The sequence below is a fragment of the Pseudomonas sp. CP-1 genome, assembly GCF_021213715.1.
In the GTDB taxonomy this organism is placed as follows: domain Bacteria; phylum Pseudomonadota; class Gammaproteobacteria; order Pseudomonadales; family Pseudomonadaceae; genus Pseudomonas; species Pseudomonas aeruginosa.
This window is the reverse complement of the sequence record NZ_JAJQKY010000010.1, coordinates 1-13,755: the sequence shown is the minus strand read 5'-3', so window position 1 is coordinate 13,755 and position 13,755 is coordinate 1. Positions and strand designations below refer to the sequence as shown.

At 65.9% G+C, this 13,755-nt stretch carries 17 protein-coding genes; 13 read left to right on the top strand and 4 right to left on the bottom strand.

Going from position 1 to position 13,755, the window contains the following annotated elements; translation table 11 throughout:
* Nucleotides 1-2 precede the first annotated feature (2 nt).
* The 4 genes from LT948_RS19690 to LT948_RS19675 form a co-directional block, all read right to left on the bottom strand.
* Complete coding sequence (locus LT948_RS19690; RefSeq protein ID WP_003119886.1) at nucleotides 3-782, bottom strand: ABC transporter permease; 780 nt, start codon at nucleotides 780-782, stop codon at nucleotides 3-5.
* Nucleotides 779-1,711 carry an ABC transporter ATP-binding protein gene (locus tag LT948_RS19685; protein ID WP_023875151.1) on the bottom strand — a complete coding sequence of 311 codons (933 nt, stop codon included), beginning with the start codon at nucleotides 1,709-1,711 and terminating at the stop codon, nucleotides 779-781. The genes LT948_RS19690 and LT948_RS19685 overlap by 4 nt, the downstream gene beginning before the upstream one ends.
* A 75-nt stretch (nucleotides 1,712-1,786) precedes the next feature.
* Nucleotides 1,787-2,407 (bottom strand): glutathione S-transferase family protein, encoded by a 621-nt coding sequence (locus LT948_RS19680; protein WP_023091619.1) that lies wholly within the window; start codon nucleotides 2,405-2,407, stop codon nucleotides 1,787-1,789.
* A 114-nt stretch (nucleotides 2,408-2,521) separates the two neighbouring features.
* A complete protein-coding gene (locus LT948_RS19675; RefSeq protein ID WP_015502725.1) occupies nucleotides 2,522-3,193 on the bottom strand; it encodes a transglutaminase-like domain-containing protein in 672 nt (223 codons plus the stop codon).
* Between the two features lie 152 nt (nucleotides 3,194-3,345).
* On the opposite strand from LT948_RS19675, the gene LT948_RS19670 reads away from it, so the two are divergent.
* From LT948_RS19670 to LT948_RS19610, 13 genes are all read left to right on the top strand, one after another.
* Complete coding sequence (locus tag LT948_RS19670; protein WP_003108955.1) at nucleotides 3,346-5,793, top strand: acyl-CoA dehydrogenase; 2,448 nt, start codon at nucleotides 3,346-3,348, stop codon at nucleotides 5,791-5,793.
* Between the two features lie 128 nt (nucleotides 5,794-5,921).
* The gene (locus LT948_RS19665) at nucleotides 5,922-6,302 is read left to right on the top strand and encodes a PA2816 family glutamine-rich protein (protein WP_003090889.1); all 381 of its coding nucleotides are present in this window, start codon (nucleotides 5,922-5,924) and stop codon (nucleotides 6,300-6,302) included.
* 58 nt (nucleotides 6,303-6,360) lie between these two features.
* Nucleotides 6,361-6,771 (top strand): PA2817 family protein, encoded by a 411-nt coding sequence (locus LT948_RS19660; protein ID WP_058150443.1) that lies wholly within the window; start codon nucleotides 6,361-6,363, stop codon nucleotides 6,769-6,771.
* A gap of 263 nt (nucleotides 6,772-7,034) precedes the next feature.
* A complete protein-coding gene (locus LT948_RS19655; protein WP_003108957.1) occupies nucleotides 7,035-7,760 on the top strand; it encodes a Crp/Fnr family transcriptional regulator in 726 nt (241 codons plus the stop codon).
* A 65-nt stretch (nucleotides 7,761-7,825) separates the two neighbouring features.
* Complete coding sequence (locus LT948_RS19650) at nucleotides 7,826-8,419, top strand: RNA polymerase sigma factor (RefSeq protein WP_003090892.1); 594 nt, start codon at nucleotides 7,826-7,828, stop codon at nucleotides 8,417-8,419.
* Nucleotides 8,420-8,487: 68 nt separating this feature from the next.
* Nucleotides 8,488-8,730, top strand: coding sequence for a RebB family R body protein (locus LT948_RS19645; protein WP_003090893.1), 243 nt, complete (start codon nucleotides 8,488-8,490; stop codon nucleotides 8,728-8,730).
* Between the two features lie 30 nt (nucleotides 8,731-8,760).
* Nucleotides 8,761-9,393, top strand: a complete 633-nt coding sequence (locus tag LT948_RS19640; protein ID WP_003108962.1) for a hypothetical protein — start codon at nucleotides 8,761-8,763, stop codon at nucleotides 9,391-9,393.
* Nucleotides 9,394-9,443: 50 nt separating this feature from the next.
* Nucleotides 9,444-11,585: a hypothetical protein gene (locus tag LT948_RS19635; protein WP_034049159.1), complete on the top strand. Its 2,142-nt coding sequence runs from the start codon at nucleotides 9,444-9,446 to the stop codon at nucleotides 11,583-11,585.
* Between the two features lie 10 nt (nucleotides 11,586-11,595).
* Nucleotides 11,596-11,790: a hypothetical protein gene (locus tag LT948_RS19630; RefSeq protein WP_003090898.1), complete on the top strand. Its 195-nt coding sequence runs from the start codon at nucleotides 11,596-11,598 to the stop codon at nucleotides 11,788-11,790.
* A 23-nt stretch (nucleotides 11,791-11,813) separates the two neighbouring features.
* Entirely contained in the window at nucleotides 11,814-12,053 is a 240-nt protein-coding gene (locus LT948_RS19625) for a hypothetical protein (RefSeq protein ID WP_023097435.1), read from the top strand.
* 53 nt (nucleotides 12,054-12,106) lie between these two features.
* Nucleotides 12,107-12,652, top strand: a complete 546-nt coding sequence (locus LT948_RS19620; RefSeq protein ID WP_003090901.1) for a hypothetical protein — start codon at nucleotides 12,107-12,109, stop codon at nucleotides 12,650-12,652.
* Between the two features lie 150 nt (nucleotides 12,653-12,802).
* Nucleotides 12,803-13,123 (top strand): RebB family R body protein, encoded by a 321-nt coding sequence (locus tag LT948_RS19615; RefSeq protein WP_003108980.1) that lies wholly within the window; start codon nucleotides 12,803-12,805, stop codon nucleotides 13,121-13,123.
* Between the two features lie 62 nt (nucleotides 13,124-13,185).
* Complete coding sequence (locus tag LT948_RS19610) at nucleotides 13,186-13,506, top strand: RebB family R body protein (RefSeq protein WP_003108983.1); 321 nt, start codon at nucleotides 13,186-13,188, stop codon at nucleotides 13,504-13,506.
* Nucleotides 13,507-13,755 lie beyond the last annotated feature (249 nt).

Here is a 13,755-nt window from a genome sequence, read left to right as displayed (position 1 = left end):
TTTCATTGGCGCATGCCGCGCCCGCTCACCAGCAGCCTTACGCAGCCGAGATAGAGCACCGCGGTGGCCAGCAGCATGAAGCCGATGGCCACGCCGATGCGAATGTCGGAGACGCCGAGGATGCCGTAGCGGAAGGCGTTGACCATGTGCAGGATCGGGTTGGCCAGCGACACGGTCTGCCAGAACGGCGGCAGCAGGTTGATCGAGTAGAACACCCCGCCCAGGTAGGTCAGCGGCGTCAGCACGAAGGTCGGGATGATCGAGATGTCGTCGAAGTTGCGCGCGAACACCGCGTTGATGAAACCGCCCAGGGAGAAAATGGTCGCGGTAAGCACCACCACCAGTACCGTGATGCCCAGGTGGTGCACCTGCAGCTTGGTGAAGAACAGCGACAGCAGGGTCACGATCACCCCCACCGCCAGGCCGCGCAGCACGCCGCCGATGGTGTAGCCGAGGAGGATGGTGTGCGGCGACACCGGCGACACCAGCAGTTCCTCCACCGAGCGCTGGAACTTGCTGCCGAAGAAGCTCGACACCACGTTGCCGTAGGCGTTGGTGATCACCGACATCATGATCAGGCCGGGCACGATGTATTCCATGTAGGTGAAGCCGCCCATGTCGCCGATCTGCCGGCCGATCAAATTGCCGAAGATCACGAAGTACAGGACCATGGTGATCGCCGGCGGCAGCAGGGTCTGCGGCCAGATCCGGGTGAAGCGGCGCACCTCGCGGTAGACGATGGTGTTCAGGGCGACCAGGTTGGCGCTCAGTTCGCTGCTCATCGGGCGATCCTCGTCAGGTTCTTCTCCACCAGCGACACGAACAGCTCCTCCAGGCGATTGGTCTTGTTGCGCAGGCTCAGTACCTCGATGCCTTGTGCACCCAGTTGGGCGAACAGGTCGTTGATGCCCTGGCTCTTCTCCACCTGCACTTCGAGAGTGTGGTCGTCGACCAGCCGCGTCGGATAGCCGTCGAGGGTCGGCGGCAGGGCCTGGACGTTCTTCAGGTCGAGCAGGAAGGTTTCCGAATGCAGGGTCATCAGCAGGTCGCGCATGCTGGTGTTCTGCACGATCTCGCCGTGGTCGATGATGGCGATGTTGCGGCAGAGCTGCTCCGCCTCTTCCAGGTAGTGGGTGGTGAGGATGATGCTGATGCCTTCCTGGTTGAGTTCGGTGAGGAAGCTCCACATCGAACGGCGCAACTCGATGTCGACCCCGGCGGTGGGCTCGTCGAGGATCAGCAGGCGCGGCTGGTGGACCAGCGCGCGGGCGATCATCAGGCGTCGCTTCATGCCGCCGGAGAGCATCCGCGAGGCTTCGTTGCGCTTGTCCCACAGCCCCAGCTGGGTCAGGTAGCGCTCGGCGCGCTCCTTGGCGATCTTCGCCGGGATGCCGTAGTAGCCGGCCTGGGTCACGACGATGTCGAAGACCTTCTCGAACTGGTTGAAGTTGAACTCCTGCGGCACCACGCCGAGGCAACGCTTGAGGCCGGACGGGTCCTTGTCGAGGTCGTGGCCGAACACCGAGACCGAACCGCCGGTCTTGTTCACCAGGGTCGAGAGAATCCCGATGGTGGTGGACTTGCCCGCGCCGTTGGGGCCGAGCAAGGCGAAGAAATCACCTTCGGCGACGTCCAGGTCGATGCCCTTGAGGGCCTGGAAACCGTTGCCGTAGGTTTTCGTCAATTGACGGATGGACAGGGCGGAACTCATTAGGCTTCCCGTGTCGGAAGGTAAAGAGGAAGAGCTAGATAAGGCTACGGGTAACAAAATGCAACAGTAGCCGGCTCAGGTCAGTTCGGTCATTACCGCGGTGCGGAACGCCGGGCGCTCGCGCAAGCGCAGGTACCAGGCCTCGAGGTGGGGCAGCGGCGGGCGCTCGATGGGCATCTCGAACCAGGCGTAGATGAAACAGCCCAGCGGAATGTCACCCATGCCGAAGCGTTCGCCGGACAGCCAGGGTTGGCCGGCCAGGGTCTGGTCCGGCACCCGCAGCAACTCGCCGCAGGCCTGCAGCGCCTTTGCGATCAGGGCCTCGTCGCGTTGCTCCGGCGGCGTACGCAGCGTTCCCCAGAACAGGTCGCGGAACGGCCCGGCGAGAGTCGAGGTGGTCCAGTCCATCCACTTGTCGGCGTCGGCGCGGCGCACCGGGTCCTGCGGATAGAGGTCGCCCGGCGCATAGCGGGCGGCCAGGTAGCGGACGATGGCGTTGGACTCCCAGAGGACGAAGCCGTCGTCCTCGATCACCGGTACCCGACCGTTCGGGTTCATCGCGCGGAACGCCGGCTCATCCACCAGGCCGAACGCCCCGCCGGCATCCACCGTCCGGTACTCCAGGCCAGCCTCCTCGGCGCACCACAGCGCCTTGCGCACATTGCTCGAGTTCTTCCGGCCCCAGATGGTCAACATACTCTGCGTTCCCTCTTCGGTTGATGCGGCGGATGGGTCGCCGGAGCGCCCGGACGACATGCCGCACCCTACCGAGGATGGACCGAAGAAGGAAGACGCGCCGGCTGATGGTGACTATCGACGCCCTTCATCTTGTCCGGCCTCGGCCTGGAAATCGCCGCCCAGGGCCAGCGGGCGGCCGGAGAACAGGTGCGGATAGTGCTGCTGCAGGTGAGAGAAGAACAGTTCCTCCGGCAGGTCGGCGAACTGGCCGTGATCGGCCAGGTATTCCATGTAGCGCTCGCCCTGGCGGTTGAACGGATGGAAGACGCTGTCGGCGACGCCGTCGAACTCCAGCGGAGCGACGTCGAAGGCGCGGCACAAGGCACGGTTGAACGCCGGGGTGGCCTTCACCCAGCGGCCCTCGAGGTACAGCTCGGTATAGCCGTGCATGGCGAACACCTCGCTGCGCAGCGCTTCCAGCAGGCGCGGCGTGGCCAGGTGGTTGCGCACGTCGGCCAGGCCGATCCGCGCCGGAATCCGGCAATGCCGGGCGCAGGCGGCGAGCAGGATGGCCTTGGGCACGCAATAGGACTCGCACTGCTGCAGCGCGTGGCTGGCCTTCAGGGTCTGCGGATCGCGGCTGAACACGTAGGGGTTGTAGCGCACCCCGTCGCGTACCGCGTAGTACAGCGCGACCGCCTGGTCACGCGGTTTCGCCGAATTCCCCCGGGATTTTTCCGCGAACTCCACCACCACGGGGTGGTCACTATCCACGAAGCGGCCGGATTGTAGGTAGGACTGCATGGCGGGCTCCCGGCGGGCAATTTGTCCCAGTCTAAACGGGAAGTTTTCGCCTATAACGTGACAAACCGGCCAAGCTGACCGGCCCTGCCGCCAAACGGCGGCAAACGGGCTAAGCTCGAGACGCCGCCTGGCGTCTTCATGGAGGATTCCGCATGTTGTTGCTCTGGTTAGTCGTACTGGTACTCGGTGTCGCTTACCTCGCCCATCGGCGTACCCCACCCGCTCCCGCGCTCGGCATCAGCGCCGCCTACCTGATCCTGATGGGCGTGTTCAGCCACGCGCCCGGCTGGCTGCTGCTGGTCTTCTGGCTGCTCTGGCTGGCGGTGGCGCTTCCCCTCGCCCTGCCCGACCTGCGCCGGCGCGTGCTTAGCGGTCCGCTGTTCGCCTGGTTCCAGAAAGTCCTGCCGCCGATGTCCGACACCGAGCGCGAGGCCATCGAGGCGGGCACCGTGTGGTGGGATGGCGAATTGTTCAGCGGCCGCCCGGACTGGCAGAAACTGCTCGACTACCCCAAGGCGCAACTCACCGAAGAAGAGCAGGCCTTCGTCGACGGCCCGACCGAAGAACTCTGCGCCATGGTCAGCGACTGGGACATCGGCCAGCGCATGGACCTGCCGGAAGAAGCCTGGGCCTTCATCAAGCAGCACGGCTTCTTCGGCCTGATCATTCCCAAGGAGTACGGCGGCAAGGGCTTCTCCGCCTTCGCCCACTCGCAGGTGGTGATGAAGCTCGCCACCCGTAGCGGCGACCTGGCCTCGACGGTGATGGTGCCGAACTCCCTCGGCCCGGCCGAGCTGCTGCTCCACTACGGCACCGACGAGCAGCGCCAGCGCTACCTGCCGAGCCTGGCCAAGGGCGACGACATCCCCTGCTTCGCCCTCACCGGCCCCTACGCGGGCTCCGATGCCGGCGGAATGACCGACGTCGGCATCGTCTGCAAGGGCGAATGGGAAGGTCGCGAGGTGCTCGGCCTGCGCCTGACCTGGGAAAAGCGCTACATCACCCTCGGCCCGGTGGCCACCCTCCTCGGCCTGGCCTTCAAGTGCCACGACCCGGACCATCTGCTGGGCGACGAGGAGGACCTGGGCATCACCCTGGCGCTGATTCCCACCGACACCCCCGGGGTCGAGATCGGCCGCCGCCACGTGCCGCTGGGCGCCGCCTTCATGAACGGTCCGAACTCCGGCAAGGACGTGTTCGTGCCGCTGGAGTACATCATCGGCGGGCAGGAAATGATCGGCAAAGGCTGGATGATGCTAATGAACTGCCTGTCGGTCGGACGCTCCATCTCGCTGCCGGCGGTGGGCACCAGCGCTGGCAAGGCCAGCAGCTACGTCAGCGGTCGCTACGCTCAGGTCCGCGAGCAGTTCAACGTGCCGATCGCCGCCTTCGAAGGCATCCAGGAGGCGCTCGCCCGCATCGGCGGCAACGCCTGGCTAATGGACAGCGCGCGAATCCTCACCGCCAACGCGGTGGACCTCGGCGAGAAGCCCTCGGTGCTTTCGGCGATCCTCAAGTACCACCTCACCGAGCGCGGCCGCGAGTGCATCGCCCATGCCATGGACATCCATGGCGGCAAGGGCATCATCATGGGCCCGAACAACTACCTGGGTCGTTCCTGGCAGGGCGCGCCGATCTTCATCACGGTGGAAGGCGCGAACATCCTCTCGCGCAACCTGATGATCTTCGGCCAGGGCGCGATCCGCTGCCATCCGTACGTACTCAAGGAAATGGAACTGGCCCAGCGCGAGGACAAGGACCAGGCCGCCCGCGAGTTCGACGCGCTGCTGGTGAAGCACATCGGCTTCGCCGTCGGCAACGCCGCCAGCAGCTTCCTCCTCAGTCTCAGCTGCGGCCACCTCGGCAACGCGCCCGGCGACCGCATCAGCCGTCCCTACTTCCGCGCGCTGAACCGCCTGGCGGCGTCCTTCGCCCTGCTCGCCGACTTCAGCATGATGCTGCTGGGCGGCGAACTGAAGCGCAAGGAACGCCTCTCCGCGCGTCTCGGCGATGTCCTCAGCTATCTCTACCTGGGCTCGGCGGCGCTCAAGCGCTACCACGACCTGGGCAACCCGGACTACCTGCATCCGCTGCTGCGCTGGGCCATGGAGGAAAACCTCGGCAAGGCCGAGGCGGCGCTGGAGGACCTGCTGAACAACTTCCCCAGCCGCTTCTTCGGCTGCGCGCTGAAGGTCCTGGTACTGCCGTTCGGCCGCCGGCACAAAGGGCCGGGCGACGAACTGGACGCCGAGATCGCGGAAATCCTCGGCCGTCCGGACGACGACCCGGCGTTGCAGGCGATCCTCGCCGGCGCGTTCCTGCCGAAGGACCCGCAGGACCCGGTCGGTGCCCTCGCCCACGCCTTCGACGCGGTACGCGAAAGCGCCGCGCTGGAGAAAACCCTGCACAAGGCGATCAAGGAAGGCAGGGTCCAGCCGCAAGCGGGGCAGAACCCGATCGATGCCGGCGCCGCCGCCGGCGTGCTGAGCGCCGAGCAGGCGCAAGCCCTGCACCAGGCCGAAGCGGCACGGCGCAAGGTGATCGACGTCGACGACTTCGCCAAGGAGGAACTGCAACTGGCCGACGGCAGGATCCGCTGACACTCCGCGGTAAAGCGACGGTCGCAACCGACAAAGGCGCCTTCCGGCGCCTTTGTCGTCTTCACCCACCCAAACCCGGGCGATTGGCTAGAATCGACGGGCACATCCCTGACGTACGGGAGGCCATCATGCTCAAGCTATTTGCCACCGGCCTGGCAGCCTCGTTTCTCCTCCTGCCCCCGGCGCAGGCCGCACCGCCTGCGCCCTATGGCGTGCAGCCGCACCAGCAGGCGGTGCAGCGCGCTGGCGAACAGCGCCAACGCCAGCTCCAGGAACAGCGCCAGCGCTTCGACGAACAACGCCTGCAACTGCAGCAGGATCAACTGCAACGCCAGCAGCAGAACCTGCAGCGGCAACGGCAGCAGCGACAGATGCAGGACAACCTGATCCGCCAGCAGCAACTGGACCAGCAGCGCTGGCGCCTGGAGCAGGACCAGCGGCGCCTCGACAGCGAACGCCGGCAACTGGAAAACCGCCGGCGCCAGAGCCAGTCCCCGGCGATCCGCTGAAACTGGCCGGCGCCGCGAAACCCTTTATACTGCCCAGCTTTTTTCCAGAGGACCCGTCATGGCCAACTCCTACCTCGAGCACCACCTCACCCTGCTCCAGCACCTGCGCAACATCCTCGGCGCCCTGGGCGAGGCCGAGCAGGTGCCGGAAGAAAACCACGGGCTGTTCCTCGAGCGTTTCGACGAACTGATGGACGAACTGCCGCGCGACCCGGAAGGCGCCCAATACCTCGGCCAGGACCTGATTTCCCAGGTCTTCCACCGCTATCCGCAGATCGCCCACCTGGTACCGCGCGACCTGCTGTGGTTCTTCGGCGGCGATTGCCTGCACTTCATGCCGGACGAAGAGATCGACCTGTTCCAGCGCCTCGACGAGCGCCGCTACGAAGCCGAAGAGCGCGGCGAAACGTTCGACTGGAACCGCGAAAAGCAGTTGCTCGCGCTGCCCGAGGACAGCCCGCGGCACTGAATCGCCACGGCCACCGGCCGTCCCGCCCCGACCGCCATCCGTGCGCTCGGGGCCGCCTCCCGCCAGCCCAAACCTCGCTACCCTTTCCGAATAAAAAACGGACCGCCCGCCCGATTGCCGGAGCGCGCCGAGTCCGTACCTAGCAGTTCTGCCGGGTAGCCGGAGCTTCACACCCCTTCGCCGCACACGTCCCCACTGATTGCTCTGCAGCGAGCATGTCGTACCTCGCCGGAGCTGCCGATCAATCTGGCGAAGGCGCAGGCATGCACTCGAACGAGTCAACGGAAGACCGCTGTTCACGCCACTACACCCTGCTGCAACGGTGCCCGCTGCTGCACGGGCTGCCCGATCTGCTGCGGCACGTGGCGACCCATGCGTCGGAGCGCCGGTTGCGCGACAAGGACGTCCTGTTCCTCAAGCACGACCCTGAAGACTTCATCGGCCTGGTCCTCGGCGGACACCTCTATACCGTGCTCTACGGGCCGGACGGGCGGGAGCTGATCGTCAATGATATCCGTCCTGGCGAAGTGATCGGAGAAACCGCGCTGATCCAGCCGAACCGCCGCGAGACCTCTGCCTACGCCTCCGGCGCGGCGTCGGTGCTGATCCTCCACCGACGTCACTTCGCCCCGTTGATCGCCGACACGGAATTCCTCAACCGCGCGCTGGCCCTCCTCTGTTCGCGCCTGCGCGAAGCCTCCGGTTTCGTCGAGAGGGTCTGCCTGCATCGCCTGGAGTCGCGCCTGGCGCGCCATCTCCTGGCCAGCCTGGCGAGCGAACAACCCGAGGGAGCCTGCGCGACGCTACCGACCAACCAGAGCATCCTAGCAGCGATGCTCAACGCCAGCCGGCCGAAGCTCAACGCGCAACTGCAAATATGGAAACGCGAAGGGCTGATCAGCTGCCGCAACGACCGGATCCTGATCAACGACCTCGGTCGCCTGCGACGCAAGGCCGAACTACCAGCCGCGCCCCTGTCACCCAGGTAACAGCCTCGCCCACCGCCCGCCTCACAGACTGCTCGCCGACACGAGCAACCAGGGAGGTAGCGGTTATGGATCGTCCGAATCAGCCAGGCGGCAACGAAACCGGTTCCGATCGCCTGTTCGAGGAAAGCTGGCGTGCCGCGCAGGCTGGCCTGCGCAAACGCGCACAACGCCTTGCGCGCGGCAACAGCCATCGGGCCGAAGAATGGCTGTCGAGCACCGCGGTCAAGGCGCTGCTGTTCCTGCGCCAGTCACCGGAGCGGGTACGCGACCCCCAGGGCTTCCTGTTCCTGGTCCTGGAACACGTCTACCTGGACAGCGCGCGCCACCAGATCCGCGAGGACCGCCTCATCGACCGCGGCATCGACCTGCACGATGGCCAGTTGGAGCGCTTCGCCGCCGTCGGCTCGCCGCTGGAACGCCTGGAGCAGTTGGAACGTCTCGACCAGGTGGACAAGGCCCTGGCCTCGCTGTCGCGCCAACAGCAGCAGCTCTTCGAACTGCGCTTCATCGAGGAACTGCCCTATGCCGACATCGCCAGCCAGCTCGGCATCGCCCCGCCGCTGGTGCGCAAGCGCGTGCAGTTGCTGCGCTCGCGGCTGAGCGCCGACTTTTTCGCCGGCGACGTTTCACAAGACAGACGCAGCCGCGTTCATTCCTGACAAGCGAGTCGAGGCCCGTGCGACCGGCCCCCTGCCCGACGAGCACCTGCCCATTCAAGGAGAGTCCCATGGCTGACCCCACGGCTGTGAATGCCCAGATCACCGATGCCGTCACCCAGACCAACGTCAAGGTGGTCGCCGAAGCCCCGGCCCAGGCCATCGCCGCGCTCTACCAGATCGCCAGCCATTCCGCCGGCCTGTCCCTGCAGAACGCAGTCTACAGCCAGCAGGCCCTGAACCAGATCTCCACCGCGGTGGTTTCCAAGGCGGTGTCGATGATCATGGCGATAGAAGACAAGAAAGGTATCTGACCCGCCCCTTGATCCCAGGAGTGCCCAGACATGTTCGGCTTCGGCAAGAAATCCGCGCCCGCGCCCGCGCCATCCGGCGACAGCGAGCAAGCCGCCGCCCCCGGCGAGGCCGGCCGGCAGACGCCAGCCAGCGGCGGCAGGGCGTCCGCCAACGGCGACGTGAAGCTGCCGTCGCGCCCTTCGCCGCTGGCCGGCATGAGCGAGCGCCTGCTCAAGCAGACCGAGGCGCCGCCGCCGGACACCAGCGCCCTGAACAGTCAAGTCGTGCAGGCGGTGCAGATGAGCAACAGCGAAACCGCCGGCTATGCGCCGTCGCAGATCGCCATCGCGCCGAACATGATGATCAGCCAGGCCTCCGGGCTGGTGGCGCAATCCGCCGCCAGCTACTTCGACGGAGTCAGCAAGATCGCCCTGGCCAGCCAGGCGATCCTGCTCCGGCAGATGACCCAGAACATCGCCGAAAACAAGCTGGCCCAGGCTGCCGAGGACGCGCTCGGCGCCCTCGCCACCGACCTGCTGATGGGCGCCGCCGCCGCGGTAGCCGCGGCGGCCGGGGCGATCGAGGCGGAATCGGCCAGCTTCGCCATCGACAAGATCGACCAGAGCATCGCCAAGTACAGCGAGACCCTCGCCAGTCGCGGCGGCAAGGACACCCAATCGTAGCCACCACCGGCGGGGCCGGCGGCGTCCGGCCCTGGCACAGGAGAGCCGTCATGGCCTATTTCAAGCTGGAAGAACCGGTCAGGTTCCATCGCTATCCCTTCGACTTCCATAGTCACTTCGCCGGCATCCTGCCGGTGGAAAGCAACAGCCGCTGGACGCGCGACCGCCGGGTCTTCCGCGTCGGCGAGCGGCAAGTGAGCCTGGAGAAAGGCCAGGAGCTTTCCCTGATCGGGCTGCTGATGAGTGCCCGCGGCGTCGCCCCGGACGTCGACGGCAAGGCGCTGGAGGAGGCTCGCCAGGCCGCGCACTATGAGCTGTTCGAACTGGCTCTGCAGCGGATGGTCAGGCGCAATCCGTTCGCCGCGACCGACCGTCAGGGCTACCTGCGCGGCGAATGCGCGGCGGAGAACATCTATCTCGCCTGCCTCATCCTGGCGCAACGTTTTGGCCGGACCTCGCCGCCAGCGGCCATCGACCAGCCAGCGATCTACCTCGGCACCCTGGAACTGCTCGGTGCGAGCGCGGTTCGCGACAGCGAGACGGACCAGTTCGTCCGCTACTTCAACCGCAAGATCTGGAGCGGCAACAAGTACACGCCGTTCGACGACGCCTACTGGGCCCGCGGCGCCATCCGCGATCGCCATCCGGGCGAATTCGCCTGCCTGACGCTGGGGTTCCTCCTCCACGAAGGAATCAGCCATACCCAGACGGCGACGGGGGAAGACGAGGTGGCCGTCCTCGATTCCCTGTTCGAGCAATTCAACGCCTCCGAGAAGACCGCCTACCGCCTGCTCGCCCACACCGCGCATGGCTATGCCAGCGAAGCCGCCTTCGATGCCGAGCTGCACAGGATCCTCCGTCATTTCGAAATACAGCATGGGCAGCCACCGCAGGCCCGGCTGGTCGGCATCGACCTGCTCGGCATGGAGACTGCTACCGGCCTGTACCGACAGTTCTTCGACTTCCTCCTCGGACAGGCCGCGGTGTTTCGCCGCTACCTGGACGGCAAGCCGGAAACCCGCAAGGTGGTCCTGCACATCCATTGTGGAGAGGGGACCGGGGTGTCCGACGACAACCGGTCGCTGTGCGGTTACTTCCTGCGCAACGCCAACGCGCTGGACGATTTCTACGCAGCGCTCTCCGCCTATGCCTGGAAGTGCTATGGCAACACCATCCGCCAGGGCAAGGCGCGGCTACGCGAACGGGAGAACCTGCAGGACCGTGACAAGGCGCCCAGCGCCCTCGCCGGCCTTTTCGACGAACTGTTTTTCGGCAACAGCCTGACCGCCTCCGGCCTGCGGCTACGCCGCTTCGACATCACCAGCGGGACTACCCAGGCCCTGGTCGCCTATTACGCCCGCACCAACGTCGTGAACCTCTGCCAGGCGCTGGCCAGCCGCGACGCCGACGGCAACAGCTACTACCGCCGCCTGCTGGAGAGCGATCTGTTCAGCCTGCGCATCGGCCATGCCTACTACTACCGCAACTATCTAGCCAGCAAGTTCCCCGAGCTGTGCTTCGACACCAACCTGGGAAGCAATTTCATTACCGGCGCCTCCGGCCTCTTCGACTCGCTGCAGGAATACCGCCTGAACCGTGGCCTGCGCCATCTCGATGGATACGTCGGCACCGACCAGCTCAAGGAACTCAGTCTGGCCATCGCCTACCAGGGCGAACAGCGCCTGGACCCACAACAGATGCAGTACGTCCATGCCCTGGCGGAAAGCCAGAGCGGCTTCGACGAACTGGGCGAACACCTCCCGGGTACACCCGGCTGGGCGAAACCCGCGCTGGAACAGTTCTTCGCAAGTCAGTGCGCGCTCTACCGCTCCGAGGAGGATCGCTACTTCCAGTTCGAAGCCTACCGGCGCCTCTTCGCCCAGGTCCTCAACTGGCGCTCCTATCTGCTGGGCGCCGACGGCCAGGGTGTCGAGCACTCCAACGTACAGGATGAAGCGATCCGCATGGCGCTCCTGCTCAACTATGCCGCCGCGGACCGCCACGGCCGGGTTCCGGCCGCTTCGCTGGAGAATGCCCAACGCCTGCTGGTGCAACTGGGCAGCGCCTACTGGGAGGAAACCATCGGCGCCGTCGACTTGGCCGGCGCGCCCCATCGGGACCGAGAGCTGCAGCGCTTCGAAGGATTCGCCGCCCCCGCCTCGGTCGTGCGCATCTCCACCCGCAGCAGTTGAGGAGCGACCGATGAGCGCCTACGCACGCTACATCAGACGCCGCGCGCTCGCCGCCGCGGACCGCCCGGCGCAGCGTTCGCCGGACGCCAGCGAGGAGGCACGGGACCAACCGCCCCCCAGCAGGCCGGCGAGCGGAAAGCGCCTGCTGGAAATATCGGACAGCGATGCGGCCAAGCTCTTGGCCGTGCTGAAACTGCTCGGATGAGCACCCACCCCAGGAGAAGCGTCATGAAGGAAGAACTCGAAACCCTCGTCACCCAGGTCAAGGCACTCCTCACCGAATGCCTGCAAGGCTGGCTCCAGGCCCTGTCCCAGGGAGACAGCGTGGACGACCCGGCCAGCCTCGGACAGTTGGCGGTGCAGTTGAGCACCGCCTACAGCACCCTGCAGGCCGCTGCCGCCGCCTACCCCGGCGATACTGGCAGCAGCGCGCAGGCCCCCTCGGCGGACGGCACGCCGCAGTACTGAAGCCTCGCCACGACACCCCGCGCACCGCGCGTCCATCGCAGAGGAGTCCGCGCATGTCGATCTCGGAAGAATTGGGAAGGAATCTGGTCCAGCTGGCGCAACGCTGGCTGAAACGCCCCCTCACCAGCGAAGAACACGAGCAGTTGAGACAGTTCCAGCTCGGCCTCGGCAACGACGCCAGCAGCGATCCGGCCGTGCACGCGCGACAGCAGGCCGAACAGGTGATCGAGAACGGCCGGCAGCGTTCCGAAGGCTCCATCCGCCAGATCCTGCAGAACGTCCAGCAGGCCTCGACCCAGGCCCTCCGCGCCCAGGACAGCGGCGAGCAGGCGATTCTCGAGGCGGTCAATGCCGCCGGCAGCCTGGCCGAACTGCGTCCCGGCCACCTGCAGAGCGGCCAGGCAAGCGCCAACCAGTTGGTGATGTCGCAGATTGCCGACCGCCTGGCCAACCTAGTGAAGAGCGAGGTACGCCTGTGCTTCGAGCAGAACTTCGGCTCGCTCAAGCAGCAACTGGAGAACGCTATCGCCATCTTCAACCAGAGCAACCACAACACGTCCGCACCGCCGCCGGACAAGCCCGACCCGCCCGCCGCATGAGACCGCACCGACAAGCGCCCCGCCTCGCGGGGCGCTTGCATTTTCGCCGCCCGCCAGGCCTGGCGCCGACGGATTCACAACTCCCTGGCTGGAGCGTTCATCAAGACAGCACGACATGAGCCGTGCCGTTCACTCACAGGGAGTCACATCATGAGTTTTCCGACCGCAGTCAACGACCAGATCACCGATGCCGTCACCCAGTCCAACGTCAAGGTCGTCGGTGAGGCGCCAGCCATGGCGCTGGGCACCATCTACCAGACCATGGCCCACTCCACCGGGATTCTCTTCGAGAACGCGGTGAGCGCCCAGCAACAGCAGAACGCCCTGGCCCTGGCCGCCTCCAACATGGGCGTGATGCAGATCTACAGCCTCGACACCGCCGCCGATGCCGGAGCCACCGAGAAAGTCGGCCAGTTGGGCGTGGCCGACAACCTCACCAGCCTGCTGACCGTACTGAAATCCTTCACCTGAGCCTGACCCGCCGGGTCCAAGCAATCGCCGTACATCCTTCGCAATGATTCAGGAGAATCACCATGAGCTTCCCAACCGCAGTAAACAACCAGATCACCGATGCCGTCACCCAGTCCAACGTCAAGGTGATCGGTGAAGCCCCGGCCATGGCGCTGGGTTCGATCTTCCAGACCATGGCCCACTCCACCGGCATCCTGTTCGAGAATTCGGTAGCTGCCCAGCAACAGCAGAACGCCCTGGCCCTGGCCGCTTCCAACATGGGCGTGATGCAGATCTACAGTCTGGATACCAGCGCCGCCGGCGGCGCCACCGAGAAGATCGGCCAGCTGGGCGTGGCCGACAACCTCACCAGCCTGCTGACGGTGCTCAAAGCGCTGCCCTGATCGCCGCCGTCGCTACACCAGAGAAGGCCACTCCACGAGTGGCCTTTTTCGTCTCGACGATCGAGCGAGCAGATGCGGCGGGACAGCGGCCTGCCGAGGGGAACATGGGGGGAATCGGGAAAAGCACCAGGGCGGTGCGGATCGCAGAAACGAAAAAAGGGCCCGAAGGCCCTTTTCTCTTCGACCCATGCCGAAACCTGGATCATGTTTGGAGCGGGAAACGAGACTCGAACTCGCGACCCCGACCTT

Bases quoted from the DNA above. Each gene is read 5' to 3' on its own strand.
- LT948_RS19640 (WP_003108962.1), top strand. From the start codon at position 8,761: ATGTTCGGCTTCGGCAAGAAATCCGCGCCCGCGCCCGCGCCATCCGGC.
- LT948_RS19610 (WP_003108983.1), top strand. From the start codon at position 13,186: ATGAGCTTCCCAACCGCAGTAAACAACCAGATCACCGATGCCGTCACC.
- LT948_RS19655 (WP_003108957.1), top strand. From the start codon at position 7,035: ATGCACTCGAACGAGTCAACGGAAGACCGCTGTTCACGCCACTACACC.
- LT948_RS19635 (WP_034049159.1), top strand. From the start codon at position 9,444: ATGGCCTATTTCAAGCTGGAAGAACCGGTCAGGTTCCATCGCTATCCC.
- LT948_RS19685 (WP_023875151.1), bottom strand. From the start codon at position 1,711: ATGAGTTCCGCCCTGTCCATCCGTCAATTGACGAAAACCTACGGCAAC.
- LT948_RS19615 (WP_003108980.1), top strand. From the start codon at position 12,803: ATGAGTTTTCCGACCGCAGTCAACGACCAGATCACCGATGCCGTCACC.
- LT948_RS19670 (WP_003108955.1), top strand. From the start codon at position 3,346: ATGTTGTTGCTCTGGTTAGTCGTACTGGTACTCGGTGTCGCTTACCTC.
- LT948_RS19660 (WP_058150443.1), top strand. From the start codon at position 6,361: ATGGCCAACTCCTACCTCGAGCACCACCTCACCCTGCTCCAGCACCTG.
- LT948_RS19620 (WP_003090901.1), top strand. From the start codon at position 12,107: ATGTCGATCTCGGAAGAATTGGGAAGGAATCTGGTCCAGCTGGCGCAA.
- LT948_RS19650 (WP_003090892.1), top strand. From the start codon at position 7,826: ATGGATCGTCCGAATCAGCCAGGCGGCAACGAAACCGGTTCCGATCGC.
- LT948_RS19630 (WP_003090898.1), top strand. From the start codon at position 11,596: ATGAGCGCCTACGCACGCTACATCAGACGCCGCGCGCTCGCCGCCGCG.
- LT948_RS19625 (WP_023097435.1), top strand. From the start codon at position 11,814: ATGAAGGAAGAACTCGAAACCCTCGTCACCCAGGTCAAGGCACTCCTC.
- LT948_RS19675 (WP_015502725.1), bottom strand. From the start codon at position 3,193: ATGCAGTCCTACCTACAATCCGGCCGCTTCGTGGATAGTGACCACCCC.
- LT948_RS19645 (WP_003090893.1), top strand. From the start codon at position 8,488: ATGGCTGACCCCACGGCTGTGAATGCCCAGATCACCGATGCCGTCACC.
- LT948_RS19680 (WP_023091619.1), bottom strand. From the start codon at position 2,407: ATGTTGACCATCTGGGGCCGGAAGAACTCGAGCAATGTGCGCAAGGCG.
- LT948_RS19690 (WP_003119886.1), bottom strand. From the start codon at position 782: ATGAGCAGCGAACTGAGCGCCAACCTGGTCGCCCTGAACACCATCGTC.
- LT948_RS19665 (WP_003090889.1), top strand. From the start codon at position 5,922: ATGCTCAAGCTATTTGCCACCGGCCTGGCAGCCTCGTTTCTCCTCCTG.